Source organism: Leucobacter sp. BZR 635 (assembly GCF_048061935.2).
In the GTDB taxonomy this organism is placed as follows: Bacteria; Actinomycetota; Actinomycetes; order Actinomycetales; family Microbacteriaceae; genus Leucobacter.
Genome location: NZ_JBLUNZ020000051.1, coordinates 66,992 through 91,735, shown reverse-complemented (window position 1 = coordinate 91,735; position 24,744 = coordinate 66,992). Strand labels below are relative to the sequence as shown.

Below are 24,744 nucleotides of genomic sequence, written 5' to 3'. Positions count from 1 at the left end.
TCGCCACCCGCGCGCGCAGTGCATCGTTGATGACGCCAGCCTGGGTGACCGCGTAGCGCTCCTCGACGTCGACCTGCAACACATCTTGCATGAGCTCGAGAGACACAACGATCGCATTCTCGGAGCTATTCGCGCCGCCCGAGAGCCCCGTCCCAGCGCCGCGGGGCACCACGGCCACTCCGGCGCTCACGGCAGCCCGCACCACCTCGGCGACCTCTTCCGTGCTCCGTGGCAGCACGACGGCGAGCGGCAGCGCAAACGGAGCCCACTCTGCGTCATCGTGCGCGTACGCTCCCGTAACCGCAGGATCAGTGAGCACTCGTTCGCTGTCGAGCGCCGCAACCAACACCATCGGGTCGAACGCGTGAGCCGTAGTCGGGGGAGTCGTCATTTCAGCTTCCTTGCCTCGCGGGTGACACCCAGAGGCTAGCACCCGTTCGAGTGGCATGCACGCTACAAGTGTGCCGCGGGGCTACCCGCTCCCGACCGCGCGGCACGGGCACCCACCGCCGAGCGGCCTCGCCCAGCCTAGGACTGCTGCGCGTAGAGCTCCGCGTAGGATCCGCCGAGCGCAAGCAGCTCCTGATGCGTGCCCTGCTCGAGGATCTGCCCCGCGCCGAGCACGAAGATGCGGTCCGCACCCTCGACGGTGGAGAGTCGGTGCGCGATCGCGATCGTCGTGCGGCCGGCGCGCGCGTCGTCGAGCGCGCGCTGCACGATGCGCTCGTTCACGGTGTCGAGTGCGCTCGTCGCCTCATCGAGGACGAGCACGCGCGGGTTCTTCAGCAGCACGCGCGCGATCGCAATGCGCTGCTTCTCGCCTCCCGAGAGCCGGTAGCCGCGCTCGCCGACGATCGTGTCGTAGCCGCCAGCGAACGAGTCGATCGTGTCGTGGATGTTCGCGAGCTTCGCGGCCGTTACGAGTTCCTCGTCGGTCGCGTCGGGCTTCGCGTACCGGAGGTTGTCGCCGATCGACGCGTGGAACAGGTACGGCTCTTGCGTGACAACTCCGATGCGATCCATGAGCGCCTCCTGCTGGAGATCGCGCACGTCGACGCCGCCGTAGCTCACCGAGCCGCCGCGCACGTCGTACAGCCGCGGGATGAGCGAACCGATGGTGGTCTTGCCGGAGCCGGAGGCCCCGACGAAGGCGACGAATTCTCCCGGCTCGATCGTGAACGAGACATGGTCTATCGTTGGCCGGTCGTCGGGCCCCGCATCGGGGTACGCGAAGACGACGTCGTCGAAGACGATCCGGCCCGCTTCCCCGGCAACCTCGGAAGGCTCGAGCGCGTCCGGCTTGTCGACGATTTGCGGCTTGAGGTCGATGTACTCGAAGATACGCGCGAACAGCGCGCTCGAGGTCTGGAGGTCAAGCGCGACGCGCATGAGCGCCATGAGTGGGAACAGCAGCCGCGACTGGATCGTCGTGAACGCGACGATCGTCCCCGCAGTGATGCCCGCGTCGAGCCCCTGCCCGGTCGCACGCACAATGAGCCAGCCGCTCACGAGATACACGATTGCGGGCACGGCGGAGAGGAAGACGTTGACGAGCGCGAAGAACACCTGCCCGCTCATCGCCTGCTTCACCTGCAGCGACACCTGCGTGGTGTTCTCGTTCGCGTAGCGCTCGGTCTCGGCGGTCTGCCGCGAGTAGGTCTTCGCGAGCAGCACGCCCGACACCGACAGCGCCTCCTGCGTGATCGCGCTCATCTCAGAGAGCGACTCCTGCGTCTTGCCAGCGATGCGGGCGCGCACCTGGCCGACGCGACGCTGCGCGATGACGAGCACAGGCATAAGGATCACTGCGATGATCGTGAGCTTCCAGCTCAGCAGGATCATCGCGACCGCCGCCGCAATCACGGTGACCGTGTTGCCGATGACGTTCGAGACGGTGTTCGTGAGCACGTTCGCGACGCCGCCGACGTCGTTCTGCAGGCGGGACTGGATGATGCCGGTCTTCGTGCGAGTGAAGAAGCCAAGCTCCATCGACTGCAGGTGCGAGAACAGCTTCACGCGCAGGTCGCCCATGACGCGGTTGCCGACGCGGGCGGTGAAGTAGGTCTGCACGATCCCGAGCAGCGCCGAGATGATGAACACCGCAATCATCGCGCCGACGAGCCACGCGAGCACGGTCATGTTCGGCCCGCCGCCCTCGACCGGGAACAACCCCTCGTCAAACACCCGCTGCGTGATGAGCGGCGGCATGATGCCGAGCGCCGCAGAGAACAGCACGAGCACGACGATGACGGCGAGCGGGCCCTTGTAGGGCTTGAAGAGTTCGGCAATGCGCGAGCCCAGGCGATCCACCTTCGGGGCCGCCTCGTTCAGTTTGCGCTGCGCGGCGAAATCTCCGCCGGACACCCGACCCCCGCGGCCACCGCCGCCTCCACCCATGCTCATGTCATGAGCGTACCGGGCAGCGGGGACAACCGCGTGACCCCGGGCCGGGCGCACCGATCCCACGCGGAATGCGCGAATCCCGCCCGAGGCGCACCGATCCCTCGCGGTGTGGGCAGCCTCCGCTTACTCGGCGGACGTCTACTCGGCGGACGACACCGGCGGAGCCGTAACGCGCACGGGCCCCGTGCGCGGCGGCCGCGGCGCGAACAGCAGCGTCAGCGCGGCCCCCACAGCGATCACGGCGACCGGGAGCAGGAGCGACTGCCCCATCGCGAGCGCGAAGCCCTCACGCAGCGGCTCGGGCAACTGCCCGCCCGCCATACTCGCAGCGTCTCCCGCGCCGAGCTCGGCGCTGATCCGCGACGCCATGAGGGCCGTGATCGAGGCTGACCCGAGCACCGCTCCGACCTGCCGGCTGGTGTTGTAGACGCCGGAGCCCGCCCCGGCGAGATCCATCGGCAGGTTGAACGTGGTGATCGCCGAGAGCGGCCCCCACATGCAGGCGTTCGCGACACCGAGAATCGCGCTCGGGATCAGCAGCAGCAAGACGGGAGTGTTCGGCCCGAGCAGCGCAAAGTACAGCAGCATACCGCCGGCGACGAGCAAGAGCCCGACCGTCGCGATGCGGCGTGGATCGCCCCGGTCAATCAAGATGCCGATCGGGCGAGCGAGACCCGCAGAAATGACCGCCATCGGCACCATCATGAGCGCCGACTGCGTGGGCGTGAGCCCCCGCACGAGCTGGAAGAAGAACATCAGCGGCATGCTCATGCTCGTCACTGCGAAACCGACAGTGACGATCGTCGACGTGCCGACTGAGAAGTTGCGGTCACGGAAGATGCGCAGCGGCAGGAGCGGCTGGCCCTTCTGCACGTGCTGCCACCAGACGAACAGCCCGAGCACCACGAACCCCACACCGATGAGCAGCCACACGGAGATCGGCCCCCAGATCTGGCCCCAGTTGAAGTTCTCGCCCTCCTGAATACCGAAGACCACCAGGAACATGCCGACCGCACTGAGCACGACGCCGAGCCAATCGAGGCGGTTCGCGTGCGTCTCCAGGCGCGGCACATACTTGAGCGCGAGCACGAACCCGACAATCGCGACCGGCACGTTGATGAAGAAGATCCACTCCCAGCTCACCGCGTCGATGAGGAAGCCGCCGAGGATCGGGCCGACCAGCGTGGCGACGCCCGCGGTGATCCCCCAGACCGCCATCGCCTGGCCGCGCTCGCGCGGCGCGAAGATGCGGGTGATAATCGCCATGGTCTGCGGCGTCATGAGTGCCGCGCCGAAGCCCTGGAAGACTCGCGCGACAACGAGTGCCTCGATCGTCGGCGAGAGGCCGCACGCGAGCGAGGAGAGCGCGAATACGGTGAGTCCGATGAGGTACACGCGGCGCGGGCCGAAGCGGTCGCCGAGCCGGCCCGTGATGAGCAGCGGCACGGCGTACGCGAGCAGGTAGGCGCTCGTCGCCCACAGCGTCGCGGTCATGTCGGTGTTCAGGCTCTGCATGATCGTCGGGTTCGCGACCGACACGATCGTCGTGTCGATGAGGATCATGAAGAAGCCAAGGACGAGCGTCCAGAGGGCTGCCCAGGGGCGGATCTCTGCGGGATCAGTAATTTTCTTGGGCACCGCACTAGCTTACGCTGCGACCGGAAACACGAAACCCCCGGATGGCAACAGCCACACGGGGGTTTCGAGAAATGAAAGCTACTTCACGGCAGCCTTGAGCTTCGAGCCAACCGAAACCTTGACGCGCTTGCCAGCGGGGATGTCAATGGTCTCGCCGGTGCGCGGGTTGCGGCCGGTGCGAGCAGCGGTGGTCGCGGTCTCGAACGAGAGCCAGCCGGGGATCGAAACCTTCTCGCCTGCAGCGACGGTCTCAGCGACAGCTGCGAACAGGCCGTCAAGTACGTTCGAAACTGCAGCCTGGCTCTGGCCAGTCTCAGCGGCGATCTTTGCGACGAGCTCGGTCTTGTTGAGTGCCATGTTGTGTCCTTTCAGGGCGGTGACCGATGGTTGGCCGGCCCCTGATCTATTCGGGGTGTCACCTCCGCTAAGAGGTTCCGATCAGTTTGATCGGTATGAATCTACCCTACGTTTGCCGAAAAGCGGCGCGATTCCGCGGTTTTCCTCCGAACCGCGTGTCGAAACCGCTCTCAGCGAACAGCGCGGGTGCACGCAAAGAGGGGCGGGGAGGATCATTTCTGATCTTCCCCGCCCCTCTTGTGAAGCGGTGCTACTGGATTACCAGCGAGCGATTACCAGCTCGACTTGGTGATGCCGGGCAGCTCGCCACGGTGTGCCATGTCGCGGAAGCGAACACGCGAAACGCCGTACTTCGTCAGCACGCCACGGGGGCGGCCGTCGATGACGTCGCGGCTCCGAACGCGTACGGGCGACGCGTTGCGGGGCAGCTTCTGCAGGCCCACACGAGCAGCCTCGCGGCTCTCGTCGGTACCGTTGGGGTCGATGAGCGCCTTCTTGAGCTCGAGACGCTTTTCAGCGTAACGCGCAACAATCGCCTGGCGCTGCTTGTTCTTCGCAATCATGCTCTTCTTAGCCATGCTTAGCGCTCCTCTCGGAAGTCAACGTGCTTACGGACGACCGGATCGTACTTCTTGAGCACGAGGCGGTCGGGGGTGTTGCGACGGTTCTTGCGGGTCACGTAAGTGAACCCGGTTCCTGCCGTCGACTTCAGCTTGATGATCGGACGTACGTCCTTGTCCTTAGCCATTAGAACTTCACCCCGCGCTTCTTGAGGTCAGAGACCACTGCCTCGATGCCACGTGCATCGATGACCTTGATGCCCTTCACCGAAAGGGTGAGGGTCACCTTGCGGCCGAGTGACGGCACAAAGTAAGTCTTCTTCTGGATATTCGGATCGAACCGACGCTTGGTGCGACGGTGCGAGTGTGAAATGTTGTGTCCGAAGCCGGGAACGGCGCCGGTCACCTGGCACACTGCTGCCATGATGTTTCCTCTCATACCGTGAGGCCGGACGGCCTCACCCAAGATTTCTTGTCTGCGAGATCCTGCCGAGGCACTCCTCAACAAACGGTTCCCGCGGTACATGCACTGGGACGGCGCACGACCAAGGGTTAAGCTTACGGGTTTTGCGCCGCTCGCGCAACGCCCGGGCGTTGCGCAGCTGTCTGACTACCTGCCTGGCTCCTTGCCTGGCCGCCGGGCTGCCCTCCATATCCTCTCCGACCTCCGACCGGCAGCCCGCCCTCGGCGATCCTCTCCCCCTCGATTAATCTCTTCCGACCCTTACGCAGGCCAAAAAACACTCAGTTCCAATAAATCGGGGAAGAGAGGTTGCGAGGAGGGCGGCTGACGGCAGAGCCCCGCCCAGCTCGAGGCCGTACCATTGGGAGGGTGAGCCACCCCAAGATTCTCCTCTATTACGCGTTCGCCCCCGTGAGCGACCCCGAGGCCGTGCGCCTGTGGCAGCGCGAGCTCTGCGAGTCACTCGGACTGCGCGGCCGCATCATCATCTCCGAGCACGGCATCAACGGCACCGTCGGCGGCGAGATCGACGCGTGCAAGCAGTACCTCAAGCGCACGCGCGAGTACGGGCCGTTCTCGGGGCTCGACGTGAAGTGGAGCGAGGGCTCCGGTTTCGACACGGTCGCGCCCGACCTGCTCAAGGGCATCGATCGCAGCGTGCCCTGGCAGGCCATCTCTGACTTCCCGAAGCTCAGCGTAAAGGTACGCGACGAACTCGTCGCATTCGGGATTCCCGCCGAGACCGTCGTCGACGAGTCGGGCGTCGTTGGTGGCGGCACGCACCTCTCCCCCGCCGCGGTGAACGAGCTCGTCGCAGAGCGCGGCGACGACGTCGTCTTCTTCGACGGCCGCAACGCCTGGGAGGCGGAGATTGGTCGCTTCAAGGGCGCAGTTGTGCCCGACGTGAAGACGACACACGACTTCATCGCTCAGATCGAATCGGGCGCGTTCGATGACATCAAGGGCAAGCCCATCGTGACGTACTGCACCGGTGGGATCCGCTGCGAGATCCTCTCGGCCGCGATGGTCGCGCGCGGCTTCGAAGAGGTCTACCAAATCGACGGCGGCATCGTCCGCTACGGTGAGGCCTTCGGCAACGACGGCCTCTGGGAGGGATCGCTCGCCGTGTTCGACGGCCGCGAGGCGATGGACTTCGCGCCCGGCGCTGCGGTGATCGGCAGCTGCGCCGTGTGCCAGGCCCCCACCTCACACCTCGTCGACTGCGCCGAGGGATCCTGCCGCGAGCGCTTCGTCGCATGCTCCGAGCACGAGGCCGTGCGCTGCGAGGCGCACCAGCTCGCGCCTCACGCCAGCTAGGCGAAATACTGAACTGAGAGGAATCTAATTTCCCGCGCGCTCACTGAGAGCGCCTGCGATTCGAGCTCGTATGGTTTCCGGGCTCCCCACCATTGAAGGTGTAGACCTCAGCGATTCGGCACGCTCAACAACCATGACTTCAGCGAAGTCATGGTTCATTTACGGTAAATCACTCACGACTTCGCTGAGATCATGGTGTTTGAGCGCATCAGGCGACGTGTCTTCTCCCCTAGGGATTGTGGCGCCCGCGGTTCATTAGCACGGTGGAAACCACCCAGAGCAACCGGACGCCGTCAGCCGAGTAGCGAGCGCGGGAGCCCCTGCAGCACTCCCGCCGGAGCCACTTCCGCTTCAACACAACCTCGTGCCAACGTGCGCGCTGACTGCTGCCTCGAGCACTTGCGCCCTCGCCCCGGCAGGGCAGATGGGCGCGGGCCTTATGCCTGCCGCAACCCCTCCGGTGCTTTCGTCGCTGCAGGTGGTTCTGGCCTCTCGGCGGGTAAGGGAAGACCGCACTCGTTACGACTCCCCACCGTGGCCCGACACCTTCAATTATGAACAGCCGGTTTAGACTAACTACGTACGCCCCAGACGAGGTCTTTCAGATCGCCGCGCTGGGGCAATTGCTTTTCCAGGCAGCGTGTTCGCAGCTGCAGGATGGCCCAGACAAGACCCGGGCAGCGCGCGGATGCTTCACTACGCGCTACCCGCAGGCCGCAATCTACCCGGCCGGCGTCTGCCCGAAGAACTCCCGCTCCCAGATCGTTGCGGCCTCGAAGGCGCGCCACATCCGTTCCCGTGTCTCCGGAGTTGCCGCGGACGCCGCGGCGGCCACGTAGCCGATAGCGGTCTCGTTATCGGCGGCGAAGCCGGGGTCGTCGTAGGTCCTGATCCACTCCGCATACGGGTGCTCGGCCGACTTCGCGCGCTCGTGGATCTCGCCTGCGAGGAGCCGCTGCCCGAGATCCGCGTACACCCAGTAGCAGGGCAGCATCGCGGCCGCCGCCTCGGCGTAGTCCTTGGTGCTCGCGGCGAGCAGGTGGTTCGTGTAGCCGCTCGTCGCAGCTGAAGGGGCCTGGATCGCGACCTCAATCGGCTCGTCGTCGCCGAGCCTGGCGCGGTGCAGCTCGAACTCCCCCATGATCGCCCCGTTCGCTGCCCGCGCCCAGAACGCCTGCTCCTCGGGGGTCGGGGCCAGCGTGGATACCCGGGCGAGCGCCCGCGAGTAGGCGATGAGGTAGACGGAGTCCTGCGCGATGTACTCGAGGAAGTGCTCACGCTCGAGCGTGCCGTTGGCGAGCCCCTGAATGAATCCGAGGTCGTCGGTTTCCTGGCGCACCTGCGCGATGCCCTCCCACCATTCCGCGCGGATCGACTCCGGAGTGGGAGCCGTGGTGAGGCCACCGCGCTGCCAGAGCCCCGCGAGGTGGAGCAGCGGCCCCGATCCCTCGCCCACGCTCAGCCGCTCAGCCGCCTGAAGACTCTCGCGCAGCCACGCCTTGGTCTCGCGGGTCGCGGTCGCCCAGTCGCCGGGTTCGCGCGCAATCCGCGCCGCTAACCCTGCGGAGAGCGAGCAGCCGGTGCCGTGCGTGTGCGGGGTGTGGATCCTCGCCCCCGGAAACTCCGTCACCTCACCACCCGGCGCGACGAGCGCGTCGGGGGCGCTGTCGCCCGCCAGGTGGCCGCCCTTCACGAGCACGCGGACGCGGTAGGTTTCTGCAATCCGCGCGCCCTGGGCGAGCGCCTGGGCCCAGTCGGCAGCGAGCGGTTCCCCTGCCAGCTCAGCGAGCTCAAACAGGTTCGGCGTGACAAGGTCGGCGAGCGGCACGAGCGCCCGCAGCGCTTCGATGGTGTCGGGTTCGAGCAGTGGATCCCCACTCGCAGCAATCATTACCGGGTCGAGCACGACGGGGAACGCGGGCTGCGCTACGGCTCCCGATGTCGCCGCCCGATCACGCACCTCGCTCAGCCAGGCGGCCACCGTCGTGATGACGTCGGCGTTCGCGAGCATCCCAATCTTCAGCGCGTCAATACGCACGTCGTCGGAGACGGCGTCGAGCTGCGCCCGCAGGAACGCCGTGTCGGGCACGTGCACCTCGCGCACGCCCTGCGTGTTTTGCGCGACGAGCGCGGTGACGACAGCCATGCCGTAGCCGCCGCCGGCAGCAATTGATTTCAGGTCGGCCTGGATGCCCGCGCCGCCCGTCGGGTCTGTTCCCGCGATCGAGAGGATGTTCGGGATCTGGCGGGTCTGGGGTTCTGCAACTGCGTTCATCGGGCGGCCTCCTGCCACTCAGAAAGAAACATGTGGGCGGCTTCCGCCGGGTGGGGTGCGGCGCAGAGCGCCGAGACGAGCGCGATGCCGGCCGCGCCAGCTGCGCGAAGCGGGGCGACGTCGGCGAGCTGCACGCCGCCGATCGCGACACACGGCAGCTCGGTGAGCGCCGCAAGCTCGCGGAACCCCTCGATACCGAGCACCGGTGGGTGGTCGGGTTTCGTCGTGGTGGGGCGGATCGCCCCAACGCCGAGGTAGTCGACGGTGCCGGGATCCATCCGCGCGACGGCATCGAAGTGCTCGCGGGTGTTCGCGCTGAGACCGACCAACGCGTCTGGCCCGAGCTCGGCGCGGGCGCGGGTCACCGCGTCGTCGCCCTGCCCGAGGTGCACGCCGACTCGCAGCCCGCGAGCGCGTGCTGCGACCGCGACGTCGAGGCGGTCGTTGATGACGAGATCCGCGCGGCCGTCGATCACCACGGCGAGCTGTTCGAGCTCGCCGAGCTGCTCTGCGGCGGAGCCGTGTTTGTCGCGCAGCTGCACGATCGTGACGCCGCCGTTCACGGCCTGGCGCACCGTCTCCACGACGCCGCGCTCCCCCGAGAGGGCGGCGTCGGTGACGAGGTACAGGTCGAGCTTCATGCGCGGGCCTCCGTTGTGTCGGCCGCGGTGGCCGCGGCCGCGGTGGCCGCGGTGGCGGTGGTGGCGGTGGCGGTGTCTGCGGGACCCGCGGGATCCGCTGTGTCTGCGGGATCTGCGAGATCTGTGAGATCCCCCGGCGCGAACTCAGCGAACCTCGCCTCCGCACGCACCCGCTCGGGAGTGAGCAGCGACAGCTCGTCGAGCAGCCGCACAGCGAAGCTCCCTGGGCCATCCGAACCCGCCGCGGCGACCGAGGCCGCGAGGCCATACACGGCGTGGGCGGCAGCGACCGCCGCAGCAGCATCGGCATCGCCGGTCTCGTCGCAGACGGCAAGGAACGCCGCGACGACCGCCCCGAGAGCGCAGCCGCCGCCCGTGACGCGGGTGAGCAGCGAGTCGCCACCCAGCACGCGGACCGTGCGGCCATCGGTGTGGATGAGGTCTTCGGGGCCGGAGATGGCGATGACCGAGCCGTGATCCTTCGCGAGTTGCGCCGCCGCCGGCAGCGCCGCGGTGTTCGCGTCGGCCGCGTCGGTTCCCCTTCCGCCCGCGCCGAGCCCTGCGAGGGCGAGGATCTCGGAGGCGTTACCGCGCAACGCGGTCGGACGCAGCGCGACGAGTTCGTGAGCGAGCGCCGTGCGGATCGGGAGCGAGCCGATCGCGACGGGATCGAGCACCCACGGGGTGCCGGCCGCGTTCGCTCCCGCGACGGCCTCGCGCATCGCGTCGCGCTGCTCGGGTGCCGGCGTACCGAGGTTGATGAGCAGCCCGTCGGCTGCCTGGGCGAAGAGCCCGGCCTCGCCCGTGATGTCGACCATCGCGGGGGCCGCTCCGAGCGCAAGTAGGGTGTTCGCAGTGAAGCCCTGCACCACGCCGTTGGTGATGCTGTGCACGAGCGGCGCGCGCCGCCGGAGCCGGGCGAGCAGTGTTGCCGTCACCTCCCCCAGCGCTTCTGCGGGCATGGAAAATGGTGCGTGCATAGGGACATCCCTTCGCTCGTATTACCGAGAGCAGGTTCGACGGGTCTGATCTCAGCCGCTGGTTGCGGCACCCCGTGTCGTTGCTGGCCAGCCTAGCCCACGGCGCTCACGCCCCGTCAAACCGCGTCTGTTCTGACCCGAGTTTTCCTCCGTGAGCTGTTTCCGGGCTGCACAAGGCTCAGAATGGAAAAGACGGGGCAGTGGGGCGGGGCGGCAGGCGGGGCCACCCGGCCGCTCAGCGGGACAACCGGGGCGGCAGCGGGGCAGCCCGGCCCGATGGCAGCCCCGGCGTCGACCCCGCCCGGGCGCCGTCTCCCTACAGCGAACAGATACTTTACGCACAGGGTCGCTCCGTAGCATGTTGCTATGACTGAGTACCGCTACGCGCCCCGACCTGAGGAGCCCATCATCGTCATCGATGCTGCGCCGCAGGCCGCCTCGGCATCGGGCTCGCAGCAGCACCACCCAATGGTGGCCAAGGCGCTCGACGGCGTGCTCACCGTGCAGCGCCCGATCGTGCTCGCGCACCTCAAGCGCATCCGGTCGCGCCACCCCGGCGCGAACCCGCAGCAGCTCGTCGAGATGCTCGAACGCCACTATGTGAACACCGTCATGGCTGGCGGCGCGGGAGTCGGTGCAGCGGCAGCGATCCCCGCCGTGGGCACAGCGGCCGCGCTCGCGCTCGCCAGTGCCGAAACCCTCGGCTTCATCGAGGCCACCGCCCTGTTCGCGCACGCCGTCGCGGAGGTCCATGGCATCGTGCTCACCGACCGCGACCGCACCCACACGCTCATCCTCGCGCTCATGCTTGGTGAGGAGGGCGCAACCCTGCTCCGCCAGGTCACCGGGCAGGTCGCCGGGGGAATGGCGCGCGGGGCGTTCTGGAGCGAGATCGTCACGACGGCAATGCCGAAGAACCTCGTCACCCCTGCCCTCGATCAGCTGCGGTCGATGTTCCTGAAGAAGCTCGCGAAGACGGGTACCGCGTCGGTGATCGGGAAGGCGATTCCCTACGGTGTCGGCGCGGTCATCGGCGGCACGGGAAACCGCATGCTCGGCCGCCGCGTCGTTCGGTCGGCGCGCGTCGCCTTCGGCCCCGTCCCCTTCGTCTATCCGGAGAATCTCGCCGCGATCCCGCCCCGCGTGCCCCGACAGGTGCGCCGTGCGGAGCGGAAGCAGCTGAGCGCCGAGCGCAAGCAGCTCACGCAGCAGCGCAAACAGCTCACGCAGCAGCGCAAACACGAGGATTCGACCGACTCGGTCGAATAACTCGCATCTGCGTGACGTCGTAACGAGCGCACCACTGCCCTATTGGGAGGTGCCCTCACGCGCGATCGCCGCTCACACGATATGTTCTCGGCGAGGTCGGGGTTGCCCAGCAGCTGAAAGACCCTCACCTCGCCGAGACCATATGCTTTCGGCGGTCTTCACGTGTTGAGCGTTTCGGTAATGCTCACGGTGACTGCATGCGTCGTGGGTTCTTGCTGATCGCTGAACTGCACACCTGCTCTGGTGAAGGACCACATGGCGCGGGGCGGGGCGCTCGCCCAGCGCCCAGCCCCCAGCGCCCAGCGCCCCGGTAGCCGGTGTGCCCCGAATGTACGCTCCGGCAGCGCCAGAGCAGTTCATTCGGGGCAAATCTACGGACCTGGCCAGTGCGAGCCGAGCCCGGAAAGCCTGACCTACCAGATGCTCACGCGCTCCTCGGGAGCGAGGTAGAGGGCGTCGCCCGGCTTCGTTGCGTACGCCTCGTGGAACGCGTCGAGGTTCTTGAGGATCTGGTTGCAGCGGAACTCGTTCGGCGAGTGCGGGTCGATCGTCAGGAGACGCACGACCTCGGCGGGCCGCGACTTCTGCTGCCACGCCTGCGCCCACGCGAGGAAGAAACGCTCTGCACCGGTGAGGCCATCGATGACGGGCGACTCGGCACCGGCGAGCGAGCGCAGGTACGCCTTCCACGCGATCTCGAGACCCGACAGGTCGCCGATGTTCTCGCCGATCGTCAGCTCGCCGTTCACGGTCTGCCCGTCGGCACCCTCAGGTGAGAGCTCGTTGTACTGGCCAATGAGCGCGCCCGTGAGCTTCTCGAAGGCCTCGCGGTCCTGCTCGGTCCACCAGTCGGTGAGCTTGCCGTCGCCGTCGTAGCGCGAGCCCTGGTCGTCGAAGCCGTGCCCGATCTCGTGGCCGATGACCGCGCCGATCGCACCAAAGTTCGTTGCAGCATCCCACGTGACGTCGAAGAACGGCGGCTGCAAGATCGCCGCGGGGAAGACAATTTCGTTCATGCCCGGGTTGTAGTACGCGTTGACGGTCTGCGGGGTCATGAACCACTCGGTGTCGTCGATCGGCTTGCCGATCTTGCCGAACTCGCGCTGGAACTCGTACTCGGCGACGCGGTGCGAGTTGCCGACGAGGTCGCTCGCGTCTGCGGCGAGCGCCGAGTAGTCGCGCCACTTCACGGGGTAGCCGATCTTCGGCGTGAACTTGCCGAGCTTCTCGAGGGCGCGCTCGCGGGTGCCCTCGCCCATCCAGGAGAGCTCCTTGATCGAGTCGCTGTATGCACCGATGAGGTGGCCGACGAGCTCATCCATGGCGGCCTTCGAGTTCTCGTCGAAGTGGCGCTCGACGTAGATGCGGCCGACGGCCTCGCCCATCGCGCCCTCGACGAAGGAGACGCCGCGACGCCAGCGCTCGCGCTGCTCGGTCGCGCCGGTGAGCGCGGTGCCGTAGAAGTCAAAGTTTGCGCGCGACATTTCTTGGGTGAGGAGCGCGGCAGAGGATCGCACGATCGCCCACGCGAGCCACGCCTGCCAGGCCTCGAGCTCGTCCTCGACGAGCAGGGCCGAGAGCCCGGCGAGTGCGTCCGGCTGGGCTGCGACGACCTCGGCGAAGGCTGCCTCAGGGGCGCCCATCGCCGCGATGTACGCGGTCCAGTCGAGCTCGGGAGTGATCTCCTGAAGGCCGGCGAAATCGCGCAGGTTGTAGAGCTTCTGAATGTCGCGGCTCGCGACAGTGTCCCAGTGGGTCGCGGCGATGCGCGTCTCGAGGTCGAAGGCGAGCTTCGCGAGGCGGGCGGGATCGCCAGCGGTCGCGGCACCGACGCCTGCAAGAGTGAGCATGCGCTCGATGTGCGCGACGTACTGCTCACGAACCTCGGCGAACTGCTCCTCGCGGTAGTAAGACTCGTCGGGTAGCCCGATGCCGCCCTGCATCACGAACAGGATGTAGCGGGCAGGGTCGCCCGGATCGTTGTCGATGAACATGCCGTAGAAGCCGCCGAGGCCCTGCCGCTCGAGCTCCGCGGTGACGCGCACGAGTTCGGGGATCGAGGGAACCGTGAGCGCTCGCTCGAGGTCGGCGCGGATCGGCTCAGCGCCGAGCGCGTCGATGCGCTCGGTGTCCATGAAGCTCGTGTAGAGGGCGGCGACCTTGTCTGCCTCGGCAGCTGCTCCGCCCTCAATGAGGCCGGGGGCTGGGGCTTCCGTGCCGGTGATGATGTCGCGCACGGCCTCTTCGGCGTTCTCGGCGAGCACGGCGAAGGATCCATACCTGGCCTTGTCGGCCGGGATCTCGGTGCGGTCGATCCACTTTCCGTTCATGTGACGGAACAGATCGTCCTGGGGGCGCACCGACGCGTCGAGTTCGGTGATATCAATACCGGAGTTACTCATGTGCTCAGCCTAGCCGCGGCTCCTCGCGGCGCACAGGGCGTTCACTCTCAGCGATCCGGGCGTTCCGGCCGATCAGATCGATCGGGCGGTTCAGGCGGATCGGGGCAACCCGGCCGCCTCCGCCAATGTCTGTGGCTGCCGATAGCCTGTTGCTCATGTCTGCAGCTGTTGGGGAGCCCGGGGAATCTGGGCAGAGTCGCCGCACCATCGATCGCCGGATCGCGGCCCTCGCGTTCCCCGCGCTCGGCGCGCTCATTGTCGAGCCGATGCTCCTCACGCTCGACGCGATCTTTATCGGCCACCTGGGGGCCGCACCGCTCGCGGGGCTTGCGATCGCGAGTGCGATCCTGCAGACCGCGGTCGGCCTGATGATCTTCCTCGCCTATTCGACGACCCCGATGGTGGCCCGCAGGCGCGGCGCGGGAAATCTCAGGGGCGCGGTGCAGGCGGGGATCGATGGGCTGTGGCTCGCGCTTGGCATCGGCGTTGTCGTCGGCACCCTACTCTGGCTGGCGGCAGCACCCCTCGTGCGCGCGTTTGGAGCTGACGCGGAGACAACGGAACAGGCGCTCGCCTACCTCACGGTGTCGTGCCTCGGGATCCCCGCGATGCTCCTCGTATTCGCTGCGACCGGGCTGCTGCGCGGCCTCCAAGACACCCGCACGCCGCTGTACGTTGCAACGATCGGCTTCTCGGCGAACGCGCTGCTGAACTGGTGGTTCATCTATGGGCTCGGCTGGGGCATCGCCGGCAGTGCGTGGGGCACGGTAGCCGCACAGTGGGGCATGGTCATTGTGTACGTTGTGGTGGTGGCCCGGCACGCGCGCCGCGCCGGTGCGAGCTGGCGGCCGCAGCGCGACGGGCTCTCGCAGGCGGGCCGCTCGGGCGGCTGGCTGTTCATCCGCACGCTCGGGCTGCGGGCCGCGTTCCTCGCGACGGTGTTCGCGGCGACGAGTCACGGCACCGAGGCGACCGCCGCCTATCAGGTGGTGTTCACGATTTTCTCGACCGCGGCCTTCGCGCTCGACGCGCTCGCGATCGCGGCCCAGGCCCTCATCGGCGACGCACTCGGCTCCCGCAATGCAGCGCAGGCGCGCAGGGTCGTCTCCCGCACAATTTTCTGGGGCCTCGTCTCCGGCGCGGTGATCGGTGCTCTGCTCGCGCTCGGCAGCACGGTCATCGGCCGGGCTTTCACGAGCGACGCGGGCGTGCTCGAGTTGCTGCCGCCAGCGCTTATCGTGCTCGGAATCTCGCTGCCGCTCGGCGGCTTCGTGTTCGTGCTCGACGGCGTGCTCATGGGCGCGGGCGACGCACGCTACCTTGCTTGGACGAGCATGGTCAACCTCGCCGTTTACCTGCCGGTGCTCTGGCTCGCCTCCCGGCTCGTCCCGTCGGGCCCGGCGGCACTCGTCGCGATTGTGGTGTGCTTCATGATCGTGTTTATGCTCGCCCGCGCGACCACACTCGGGATCCGCGCGAAGAGCGGCAAGTGGATCGTCCTCGGCGCCTAACCAGCCCGTAGAATAGAGCAGTTGAGCCGCCACGCGGTTTCGTTCACTTGTCAGGAGCACTGTGGCTGCTAGAGACACCCCGTTCACACCTTCGCGGTGGACCTTTGGCGTGCTCATCGTCTTCACGATGTTTGGCTTCGGCTTCGGTAATTGGCTCGCGCGCATCCCCGCCGTGCGCGACCATCTCGGGGCGAGCACCTTCGAGATGAGCATTATCGGGCTGACGCTCGCCTCAGGGTCGGTGCTCGGGCTCGTGTTGGCGGGCCGCACCGTGACCTGGCTCGGCCCGCGCCAGGCGATCCTCTACGGCGCGCTCGGGCAGGCACTCTTCATGCCGCTCGGCGCAACTCTGCTGTGGTTCGGCCTGCAGGGTCTGGGGATGCTCGCGCTCGCCTGCTTCGGGTTCTTCTTCAGCACGAGCGACGTCGCGATGAACGTCAGCGGTGCCGCGGCCGAACGTGCCCTCGGGAAATCGCGGATGCCGATCCTGCACGGCGGCTACAGCCTCGGCGGCGTCGGCGCGATGGGAGCGGGCGCGCTCGCCGAGAAGTTTGGGGTGCCAGTACCGATCCACCTGGGGGTGGTGTTCGCGGTGATCGTCGCGGGGATCCTCTTCGCGATCCAGCGCATCCCCCGCGTTGAGCCGAGCACCGCGCCCGATGCGCCGCTCCCGGTGAACACGAACACGGGCCCGATACAGCTGCTCGCCAATCCCGCGGCTGACCCGAACCCGCAAAAGCCCGCGAACTACAACCCGTGGCGCGACCCCCGCATCATCGTCATCGGGCTCCTCGCGATGAGCCTGAGCCTCACCGAGGGCACCGCGACGGACTGGCTGCCGCTCGCGCTCGCCGACCACCGCGGGTTCACGAATCCCGCCGCGGCGCTCGCCCTTGGGGTCTTCTTCGTCGCCATGCTCGCCACGCGCGCCTCGGGTAGTCTGCTGCTCGGCCGCTTCGGGCGGGTGTGGATCCTCCGCGCGAGCGCCATCACCGCCGGCGCGAGCATCGTGCTCATGAACGTGCTCCCGTTCACCTGGGCAGCGTACGTCTGCGCTGCGCTCTGGGGCGTGGGCAGCGCGCTCGGGTTCCCCATCGGTGTCTCGGCGGCGGCCGACGACCCCGAGAAGGCGGTCCGCGGCGTCGCGACGGTCTCGGCGATCGCCTACGCGGCGTTCCTGCTGGGTCCCATGGCCATCGGCTTCCTCGGCGAGCATTTCGGCCTGCTGCGGGCGTTCCTGCCGATCGTGGTGCTGCTCGTGTTCGTGTTGTTCGCGGCGGGTGCGGCGCGCGAGCCGGGGCTGCAGGCGGGCAAGAACACAACCGGCTAAACTGTCACGGTGCGTATCGTGGTTGCTGACTGTTCCGTTGACTATGCGGGTCGTCTCTCGGCGCACCTGCCGCGCGCCAAGCGCGTGCTCATGCTGAAGGGCGACGGGAGCATTCTCGTGCACTCCGACGGCGGCTCCTACAAGCCGCTGAACTGGATGAGCCCGCCGTGCTCGCACGAGACACTCGAACTCGACGACGAGGTGCGCGAGGCCGGCATCGTTGAGCAGTGGCAGGTCACTCACAAGAAGACCGCTGACAAGCTCATCGTGTCGCTCTTCGAGATCATCCACGACTCCTCCTACGACCTCGGGGTCGACCCGGGTCTCATCAAGGACGGCGTCGAGGCCCACCTGCAGGAGCTCCTCGCCGAGCAGATCGAGCTCGTCGGCGAGGGCCACTCGCTCGTGCGCCGCGAGTACATGACCGCGATCGGCCCCGTAGACATCTTGGCCCGCGACGCGAGCGGCACCTCGATCGCGATCGAGATCAAGCGCCGCGGCGAGATCGACGGCGTCGAGCAGCTCACCCGCTACCTCGAACTCATGAACCGCGACCCGCTGCTCGCCCCCGTCTCTGGCGTCTTCGCGGCGCAGGAGATCAAGCCGCAGGCACGCACCCTCGCGGAGGATCGCGGCATCCGCTGCCTCGTACTCGACTACGACGCGATGCGCGGCATGGAAGACAAGAACACGCTCTTCTAGCTCGACATCCGCGTTGTCCGCGCGCGACGCGAACTCAGCCCCCATGACGCATCGCAAAACCTTCCTTTAAGAGAGATGTTCCCCAACACCTCTCTTCAAATGGGGTTAGAGTTGCATTGTGGATCTAGATCTCTTCGAAAAGAGCACCTCCGGAGCGCTTGTCCCCATTAGCGGGGTGGACCCTCGACGTGGCGCGTGGTCACACATGGCCTTTGTTCCGAATCCGCTCGAGGACAAGATGCCACAGCTCTCACCGGATACCTATCTGGCAGTGAGCGCTGCTCGCGCATCATTGGCGGCGCTGGATGCCACGTCCAAGCAGCTTCCAAACCCAACTCTGCTGAGGCTCCCCACCCTCCGGCGCGAAGCTCAGAGCACCTCCGCGCTCGAGGGCACGTATGCCCCGCTGGAGGATGTCCTCACTGCGGATGAAGACGCACCGTCATCGCCAGAACTTGTCGAAGTGATGAACTACGTCAACATGGCGAATCAAGGATTTGACAGTATCGCCAGGGGCTTCCCGATCACTGTTTCTTTCATCACGGGTCTGCAGGGACAGTTGATGCGCGGCACTCAACTGGAACGCGTTTCTGGCCAGATCCGCGACCAACAGGTGGTCATTGGGATCCGCGAAGAGGCCATTCCAGAGGCGCTACCCGTGCACAGATCCCGCTTTGTTCCGACGCCGCCCGGGCTCCAATTACACACGGGAATGCAAGACCTCGTTGACTGGATGCGCGCTGACCACAGCGCATCAATCGATCCAGTGGTTGCTGCCGCGATGTCTCACTATCAGTTTGAGTCGCTACACCCCTTCATGGATGGAAACGGGCGCGTCGGCAGGTACCTCATTGTTCTGACCCTGCTCGCAAACAACGTGCTCAGCGAGCCCACACTCACGGTCTCTCCCTGGTTTGAGGCGAGAAGGAGCACGTACTACGATCGGCTATTCGGAGTGAGCTCAGCCGGAGACTGGGACGCGTATGTGAGATTCTTCGCACAGGGGCTGCAGGCTGCAGCTGACGCCACCCAGCACCAAATGTTCGAACTCGTCGCGGTCCAAGCTGAACTGAAAGATCGGCTACGCGCCTCACACTTGCGGGCAGACACCGCACACGCTCTGGTTGATTTGGCCGTCGCGAACCCCAGCTTCACCGTCAAGAAGGTTGAGACGGACCTCAACGTCTCCTATCAGCGAGCGAACAGACTCGTGCAGCAGTTGAGAGAACTCGAGATTCTTGAAGTTCTGGACGAGAACGCATACAAGAAGCGCTACTTCTCCCCGAGCGTGCTCGCCGTATTAGTCCGCTAGAGCCGACCGCTCGGGCGAGGTGCGCTCCATTGAACAGCACGCCGTGATGGGCAAGCCGCGCACCGCGGATGATAGCGGCATGGGAGACAAGAACACGCCCTTTTAGGAGAGATGTTCCACAACACCTCTCTTCAAGTGAAAGAAGAGTTGCACTGTTGGGGAAGATCTCTCCTCAACTACAAGGCCCCGAGCCATCCACCCCGACCCTCATTTGGCCCCCGCAAGGGTCGGTCTGAATTAATCGGGGCAGTGAGGATGCCACGCGGGGCTCTTCTCGGGACGCGGGCTCTGCGCTGGGGCAGCCACGCGCAGCGGTGCCTCGCTCGCGCGCTGATCCACAACAGAAGACCCCTTTTCTGGCAACACACACCAATGCAAGGTACGGTTGTGGATTAACAGCGCAACGGTCGCTCCCCAGCGCGTGCTGCCTGGGGCCGCGCCGGGTGCACGTTGATTCGAGGAGGAATCATGACCACCAAGTTCGTCACCGGCAAACCATCAACGATGGGCGATAGTTACCAGCTGAATACGACCACGATCATTCGGCACTCGGCACGCACCTTTCCCGAGCAAGAGATCATCTTCAGAACCGCCACCGGCGGCTGGGACCGCTACACCTACGCCGACTCATACGCTCGCACCCAGCGCATTGCCAACGCGCTCGAGTCACTCGGCGTCTCGCCGGGCGATGTCGTGGGCATCCTCGACTGGAACAGCAAGCGCCACTTCGAGCTGTACTGGGCGATCCCGGGCACGGGTGCCGTCATGCTCCAGATGAACCTTCGGCTCCCGCCAGGGGATCTCGGCTACGTGACAGCGCACAGTGGCGCGTCAGTGATCCTGGTGGACGAGACACTATTGCCGGTCGCGGAGGGGCTTGCGGCGCACTCGCCCGGCGTGACTGATTGGGTCATCATGTCGGACCGACCGATGTCGGAGATCGAGACCACGCTCCCCAATGCGCGGCACTTTGAAGACCTGGTCGCGGCGGCGAACCCCGATTACGACTGGCCCGTCGTTGACGAGATGTCGGCGTACAGCGCCTGCTACACAACGGGCACGACCGGCCGCCCGAAGGGCATCTTCTACTCGCACCGCAGCATCTACCTGCACACGCTCACCGCGGCAGCGAGCCTCGACATCGGTGCCGACGACACGGTCATGCCGGTGACCCCGATGTTCCACTGCCAGAGCTGGGGCTTCCCACAGGCCGCGGTCTATAGCGCGGCCAAGATTGTGCTGCCGGGCCGCTACCAGGCGGAGGATCTCCCCGCCCTCGTCGACAAGCTCATTGAGGAGGAGGTAACGGTCGCCAACGGAGCGCCGGCGATCTTCCAGCCGATGCTCGACTACGTCAAGACGCTCGACCCGAAGCCCGACCTCAGCCGCGCGCGACTCGTCTCGGGTTCGACAGAGCCGTCGCTCTCGCTCATGCGCGAGTTCTATGAGCTCACGGGCGCGAATGTGATTCACGCCTACGGGGCCACCGAAACCACGCCGTTCGTGGCAGTCAACCTCGGGCTCAAGCCGTCGCTCCGCGGCACCATGACCGACGAAGAAATGTGGGACCGCAAGCGAAGCCAGGGACTCATCGTGAACGGGATCGACGTGCGGGTCATCGATGCCGAGGGCAACACGCTTCCGCACGATGGCGAGAGCGTCGGCGAGATCCTGCTGCGCGGCCCGTGGATCGCCGAGCGCTACTTCGACCTCGACGATGACGGCGATCACTTCCTTGACGGCCACTGGCGCAGTGGCGATGTCGGCAGCGTCGACGCAGATGGCTACCTGAAGCTCACCGACCGGCTCAAGGACGTAATCAAGAGCGGCGGCGAGTGGATCTCGTCGATCGACATGGAGAACGCGATCGTCGGCATTCCGCGGGTCGCTGACGCGGCCGTCATCAGCATCCCGCACCCGAGGTGGGAGGAGCGCCCCCTCGCCCTCGTGGTGACGACCGATGGCACACCGCTCACGCTCGAGGAGCTCCACGCGGGTCTCGCCGAGAGGTTTGCGGCGTGGCAGCTGCCAGAGCACATTGTTCACGTCGACACTCTGCCGCGCACGGGCGTTGGCAAGATCGACAAGAAGGCGCTGCGGCTCGAGCACGCGGGCACCTCTACGTCAACGGAGTAAGGGCATGCCCGCCGCCCAGCCCGGTCTTCCCGGCTCCACCTCACCGCCGGTCGGTACTATCAGGGCATGAGCTACCAGCCTCCTCAGCGGATCGTCTACCAGCAGCCGGTGCCGCCCCCAAACAACGCGATGGCAGTGACGTCGCTGATCCTCGGCATCGTTGGGGGCCTCATCGGCATCTGGTCGCCGTTCCCGATCTTTGGCATCATCGCCGGCGCGGTCGCGTTCTTGCCAGCGCTGCTCGCGATCGTCTTCGGCCACATGGGCCTGCGCACCTCCAACCGCACCGGGGTGGGGCGCGGTGTCGCACTCACGGGGCTCGTGTTTGGGTACCTGACGATCGCGATCATCGTGGGCTCGACGCTCTTCTGGGCCTGGCTGATCGCCATTGGCTAGGCCGAAAACGCCAGCCCGCCCCGCACACACGAACGCCCCGCGCCCGCCCCAACAGGGGCAGGGACGCGGGGCGTCTGTGCTGTAGCGGCGGCTACTCGTTGTCTCGGAGCTCATCCTTGACATCGTTGCGCGCCTTCACTGCGTCGCGTTCTGCCTCGGCACGCTTGACATCTGCCTCGGCCTTGAACTCGTCGATCTTGTCCTTGGCCTTATCGACGCCGTCCTCGACTGCGTCGCTCACCTTCTTCGCGGCCTCGGCTGCGTTGTGCTTTGCGTCATCAAGAAAGCCCATGATGTTCCCCCTTCGTTTCCAGCGGTAGGCCTCTAGCTTTTCGTAGGTTTCTGAAAGAATCACCGATAATTCTGCGGAAGTCTCAGGCTGTTTTCAGACCCGCGGGAGTATTCGCTCGCGCGGGGGCGCGGCGGCAAGCCCGGCGAGAATAATGTCGAGGCCGCGGGCAAAGGATGCGTCGAGATCGTCGGGCTGTTCACCCATGCCAGCGTTCGCGGTACCGGGTTCGCTCCCCTCACCCGGTTCCGAGTCGAGCAGCGCGCCGAACTCCGCGGCCTGGCGATGCGTCTGCGTCGACTGCGTGTGCCCAAAGGTGTAGAGCAGCAGGGTGCGGCCGCCGTCCGCGCCGACGAGCTCGGCAAGCCGGTGTTCAACGGCAGAAGATCCCAATCTAAATGCTTCGACGGTCGCGACAACGTCGGCCCCGTCGCGCACCGCGAGCATTGCGGCGCGAAGTTCCGTGCAGAGGGCGCGCGGATCGGTGCTCGCGAGCCGCACCCGCCGCACAATCTCATCGGCCATGAGCGCAAGCAGGCTCTGCTTGTTCGGCACATGGTGGTAGAGCGCGCTGGGCTGCACGTCGAGCTCCGCGGCGACCCTGCGCATCGAGCATGATTCGAGGCCCTGGCCCGCGAGCACGCGCAGCGCCGCGGCGACGACGTCGGCTCTGGTGTTGCGCATTGCACCAGTGTATCGCTAACCTGAACACTGTTCACCAGAACACCGTTCAGGTTCGATCTTGGGAGTACGAATGACCGCCTCACCAGCCCCCGCTCCGGCGACACAGCGCCGCAGCACCGCCACTGACCTTGCCCTCATCGCGAGCTTTGCCGCGCTCATCGGCGCGTGCTCCCTGCTCCCCGCGATCCCGGTCGGCGTCGTCCCGATCACCCTGCAGACCTTCGCGGTGATCCTCGCCGGGGCGGTGCTCGGCGCATCGCGCGGCGCGCTCGCCGTGCTGCTCTGGCTCGCCGTCGGCGCGATCGGCCTCCCCGTCTTCACCGCCGGCGGCGCAGGCCTCGCCCCGTTCGCGGGCCCCTCGGTGGGCTACCTCGCGTCATTCCCGTTCGCCGCGTTCCTCACCGGCTTCATCGTGGAGCGTCTCCCCCGGAAACGCATCGCGACGAGCATTCCGCTGATCCTCCTCGCGGGCGTCGCCGCCTCCGTCCTCGTGATCTACCCGCTCGGCTCACTCGGCATGGCCTGGCGCGCAGACATGTCGCTCGCCCAGGCATTCACCTTCGGACTCACCTTCCTGCCGGGCGACATCCTCAAGAATGTGCTCATGGCAATCGTCGCAACCTCGGTACATCGTGCCTTCCCCGCGTTGCTGCCACCTCGCGGCAGGGCGGCGGTAGCGGCGCACACTCCCGCGGTGAGCGCGTAGGATCACGGGGTGATCTCGTTCAACCAGGCAGCCGTCGTCGCGCATGACGGCGCAACGATCCTGCACCCGATCACCCTCAGCCTCAGCGAGCCGCGGGTGTCGATTATCGGCGCGAATGGTTCGGGGAAGTCAACGCTTGCGAGGCTCATCAACGGACTCGTTGCGCCCAGCTCCGGCAGCGTGACGATTCGGCCCGGCCGCGCGAGGGCCGCGACCGAGCACGGCGGGGCTACGGGGCGGGACGGAGCTACCGAACTCGACACTGTGGCCGACGGGACAGCCGTGCGGCGTTCGGTTGGGTTCGTGTTCACCGACCCCGCGGCGCAGATCATCATGCCGACCGTCGTTGAAGACGTCGAGCTATCGCTGCGGCGAGCGCACCGCGATGTGGGCGAGCGCCGTGCCGCAGCACTCAGCGCCCTCGCCCGCTTCGGTCTCGACGGCTTCGCAGAACGCAGCGTGCACGCGCTCTCGGGCGGCCAGCAGCAGCTGCTCGCCATCGCGACGGTGCTTGCGACGGATCCGCAGATCCTTGTCACCGACGAGCCCACCACGCTGCTCGACCTTCGCAACACCCGCCTCATCGGCGACCTGCTGCTTTCCCTACCGCAGCAGGTGGTGATCGTCACCCACAACCTTGAGCTCGCCGAGCGCGCCGATAGAACGCTGGTGGTCGAAGGCGGCCGCGTCGTGTTCGACGGTGAGCCGAGCGCCGCCGTCGCGCACTATCGCCAGAGCGTGGCGTCAGCGTGAGCGCCCCGGCTGCGCTCGGCGCCTACATCACCCGCGGCGGCCCGCTCCACGCACTTCGCCCGGGGGCCAAGCTGCTCGGGCTGTTCGCGTTCGCGATCGCCACACTCGCAATGCGCGGCTGGATCGCCGCCCTCGTCGCCCTCGCGATCGGCGTCACCCTCGCACTCCTCGCGGGCCTGCGGGGGCGCGATTTCTGGCGGGTTGCGCGCGCGTTCGCTCTCATCGGCGTTCCGCTCTTTATCTTTCAGACCTGGAATGCCGGGTGGGAGCGCGGCACCGAGGTCATCGCCGACCTGCTCGCCCTTATCTTTGCGGCGAGCGCAGTTACCGCAAGCACCCGGGCGAGCGACATGCTTGAGACGATCTCGTGGGCGCTCACCCCGCTCCAACGCTTCGGCGTCGACACCGAGCGGATCGCGCTGACGTTTTCTCTCGCTATCCGCATGATCCCCGCGGTGCAGGATTTATCGCGGGAGGCGCAGCTCGCGGCTCGCGCCCGAGGCCTCGAGCGCAGCCTGCGCGCCCGCACAGTTCCGCTAGTGCTACGCACAGTCTCACAGGCGCAGCTCACCGGGGAGGCCCTCGCCGCTCGCGGCATTGGAGACGCTGAAGCCCCGTAG

At 66.8% G+C, this 24,744-nt stretch carries 24 protein-coding genes and 1 riboswitch; of the genes, 11 read left to right on the top strand and 13 right to left on the bottom strand.

Features of this window, described 5'->3' with window-relative positions; all coding sequences use genetic code 11:
- The 7 genes from ACI1US_RS10945 to rpmB all read right to left on the bottom strand — a co-directional run.
- The coding region (locus ACI1US_RS10945) for an FAD-binding oxidoreductase (protein WP_461640399.1) at positions 1-391 on the bottom strand (391 nt) is incomplete at its 3' end.
- A gap of 137 nt (positions 392-528) precedes the next feature.
- Positions 529-2,397, bottom strand: coding sequence for an ABC transporter ATP-binding protein (locus tag ACI1US_RS10940; RefSeq protein WP_416549940.1), 1,869 nt, complete (start codon positions 2,395-2,397; stop codon positions 529-531).
- Between the two features lie 144 nt (positions 2,398-2,541).
- Entirely contained in the window at positions 2,542-4,041 is a 1,500-nt protein-coding gene (locus tag ACI1US_RS10935; RefSeq protein ID WP_416549938.1) for a DHA2 family efflux MFS transporter permease subunit, read from the bottom strand.
- 78 nt (positions 4,042-4,119) lie between these two features.
- Positions 4,120-4,398 carry an HU family DNA-binding protein gene (locus tag ACI1US_RS10930; RefSeq protein ID WP_416549939.1) on the bottom strand — a complete coding sequence of 93 codons (279 nt, stop codon included), beginning with the start codon at positions 4,396-4,398 and terminating at the stop codon, positions 4,120-4,122.
- A 272-nt stretch (positions 4,399-4,670) separates the two neighbouring features.
- The gene (rpsN, locus tag ACI1US_RS10925; protein ID WP_042544304.1) at positions 4,671-4,976 is read right to left on the bottom strand and encodes a 30S ribosomal protein S14; all 306 of its coding nucleotides are present in this window, start codon (positions 4,974-4,976) and stop codon (positions 4,671-4,673) included.
- A gap of 2 nt (positions 4,977-4,978) precedes the next feature.
- Positions 4,979-5,146: a 50S ribosomal protein L33 gene (gene rpmG / locus ACI1US_RS10920; RefSeq protein WP_017792805.1), complete on the bottom strand. Its 168-nt coding sequence runs from the start codon at positions 5,144-5,146 to the stop codon at positions 4,979-4,981.
- A complete protein-coding gene (gene rpmB / locus ACI1US_RS10915) occupies positions 5,146-5,382 on the bottom strand; it encodes a 50S ribosomal protein L28 (RefSeq protein ID WP_059059407.1) in 237 nt (78 codons plus the stop codon). Before rpmB ends, rpmG begins: the two co-directional genes overlap by 1 nt.
- 408 nt (positions 5,383-5,790) lie before the next feature.
- On the opposite strand from rpmB, the gene ACI1US_RS10910 reads away from it, so the two are divergent.
- A complete protein-coding gene (locus tag ACI1US_RS10910) occupies positions 5,791-6,738 on the top strand; it encodes a tRNA uridine(34) hydroxylase (RefSeq protein ID WP_461640396.1) in 948 nt (315 codons plus the stop codon).
- Positions 6,739-7,459: 721 nt separating this feature from the next.
- On the opposite strand, the gene ACI1US_RS10905 is transcribed toward ACI1US_RS10910, so the two are convergent.
- From ACI1US_RS10905 to thiM, 3 genes are all read right to left on the bottom strand, one after another.
- Positions 7,460-9,013 carry a bifunctional hydroxymethylpyrimidine kinase/phosphomethylpyrimidine kinase gene (locus ACI1US_RS10905; protein WP_461640394.1) on the bottom strand — a complete coding sequence of 518 codons (1,554 nt, stop codon included), beginning with the start codon at positions 9,011-9,013 and terminating at the stop codon, positions 7,460-7,462.
- Positions 9,010-9,654 carry a thiamine phosphate synthase gene (gene thiE / locus ACI1US_RS10900; protein WP_461640392.1) on the bottom strand — a complete coding sequence of 215 codons (645 nt, stop codon included), beginning with the start codon at positions 9,652-9,654 and terminating at the stop codon, positions 9,010-9,012. Before thiE ends, ACI1US_RS10905 begins: the two co-directional genes overlap by 4 nt.
- Positions 9,651-10,634: a hydroxyethylthiazole kinase gene (gene thiM, locus ACI1US_RS10895; protein WP_461640390.1), complete on the bottom strand. Its 984-nt coding sequence runs from the start codon at positions 10,632-10,634 to the stop codon at positions 9,651-9,653. The genes thiE and thiM overlap by 4 nt, the downstream gene beginning before the upstream one ends.
- A riboswitch (TPP riboswitch) is annotated at positions 10,625-10,719 on the bottom strand. (Overlaps the previous gene by 10 nt.)
- 281 nt (positions 10,720-11,000) lie before the next feature.
- Here thiM and ACI1US_RS10890 point away from each other — a divergent pair.
- Entirely contained in the window at positions 11,001-11,903 is a 903-nt protein-coding gene (locus ACI1US_RS10890) for a hypothetical protein (protein WP_461640388.1), read from the top strand.
- A gap of 413 nt (positions 11,904-12,316) precedes the next feature.
- On the opposite strand, the gene ACI1US_RS10885 is transcribed toward ACI1US_RS10890, so the two are convergent.
- Entirely contained in the window at positions 12,317-14,305 is a 1,989-nt protein-coding gene (locus tag ACI1US_RS10885; protein WP_416550030.1) for a M13 family metallopeptidase, read from the bottom strand.
- A gap of 155 nt (positions 14,306-14,460) precedes the next feature.
- On the opposite strand from ACI1US_RS10885, the gene ACI1US_RS10880 reads away from it, so the two are divergent.
- The 6 genes from ACI1US_RS10880 to ACI1US_RS10855 all read left to right on the top strand — a co-directional run bounded on the left by ACI1US_RS10880 (position 14,461) and on the right by ACI1US_RS10855 (position 21,692).
- Positions 14,461-15,816, top strand: a complete 1,356-nt coding sequence (locus ACI1US_RS10880) for an MATE family efflux transporter (protein ID WP_461640386.1) — start codon at positions 14,461-14,463, stop codon at positions 15,814-15,816.
- A gap of 61 nt (positions 15,817-15,877) precedes the next feature.
- Positions 15,878-17,146, top strand: coding sequence for an MFS transporter (locus ACI1US_RS10875; RefSeq protein WP_461640384.1), 1,269 nt, complete (start codon positions 15,878-15,880; stop codon positions 17,144-17,146).
- A 9-nt stretch (positions 17,147-17,155) separates the two neighbouring features.
- Positions 17,156-17,848, top strand: a complete 693-nt coding sequence (gene nucS / locus ACI1US_RS10870) for an endonuclease NucS (protein WP_461640382.1) — start codon at positions 17,156-17,158, stop codon at positions 17,846-17,848.
- Positions 17,849-17,966: 118 nt separating this feature from the next.
- Positions 17,967-19,160 (top strand): Fic family protein, encoded by a 1,194-nt coding sequence (locus ACI1US_RS10865; RefSeq protein WP_461640380.1) that lies wholly within the window; start codon positions 17,967-17,969, stop codon positions 19,158-19,160.
- 468 nt (positions 19,161-19,628) lie between these two features.
- The gene (locus ACI1US_RS10860; RefSeq protein ID WP_461640378.1) at positions 19,629-21,296 is read left to right on the top strand and encodes a long-chain-fatty-acid--CoA ligase; all 1,668 of its coding nucleotides are present in this window, start codon (positions 19,629-19,631) and stop codon (positions 21,294-21,296) included.
- Between the two features lie 66 nt (positions 21,297-21,362).
- A complete protein-coding gene (locus ACI1US_RS10855) occupies positions 21,363-21,692 on the top strand; it encodes a DUF4190 domain-containing protein (RefSeq protein WP_461640376.1) in 330 nt (109 codons plus the stop codon).
- 91 nt (positions 21,693-21,783) lie between these two features.
- Here the strand turns inward: ACI1US_RS10855 and ACI1US_RS10850 are convergent, their stop codons facing one another.
- Both ACI1US_RS10850 and ACI1US_RS10845 read right to left on the bottom strand, forming a co-directional pair.
- Positions 21,784-21,984, bottom strand: a complete 201-nt coding sequence (locus ACI1US_RS10850; RefSeq protein ID WP_461640374.1) for a hypothetical protein — start codon at positions 21,982-21,984, stop codon at positions 21,784-21,786.
- A 93-nt stretch (positions 21,985-22,077) separates the two neighbouring features.
- Complete coding sequence (locus tag ACI1US_RS10845; protein ID WP_461640372.1) at positions 22,078-22,665, bottom strand: TetR/AcrR family transcriptional regulator; 588 nt, start codon at positions 22,663-22,665, stop codon at positions 22,078-22,080.
- Positions 22,666-22,735: 70 nt separating this feature from the next.
- Between ACI1US_RS10845 and ACI1US_RS10840 the strand changes: the two genes are divergently transcribed.
- The 3 genes from ACI1US_RS10840 to ACI1US_RS10830 are packed head-to-tail and all read left to right on the top strand — an operon-like array spanning position 22,736 to position 24,744.
- A complete protein-coding gene (locus ACI1US_RS10840; protein WP_461640370.1) occupies positions 22,736-23,371 on the top strand; it encodes a biotin transporter BioY in 636 nt (211 codons plus the stop codon).
- A 9-nt stretch (positions 23,372-23,380) separates the two neighbouring features.
- Positions 23,381-24,124, top strand: coding sequence for an energy-coupling factor ABC transporter ATP-binding protein (locus ACI1US_RS10835; protein WP_461640368.1), 744 nt, complete (start codon positions 23,381-23,383; stop codon positions 24,122-24,124).
- Entirely contained in the window at positions 24,121-24,744 is a 624-nt protein-coding gene (locus ACI1US_RS10830) for an energy-coupling factor transporter transmembrane component T family protein (RefSeq protein ID WP_461640366.1), read from the top strand. The genes ACI1US_RS10835 and ACI1US_RS10830 overlap by 4 nt, the downstream gene beginning before the upstream one ends.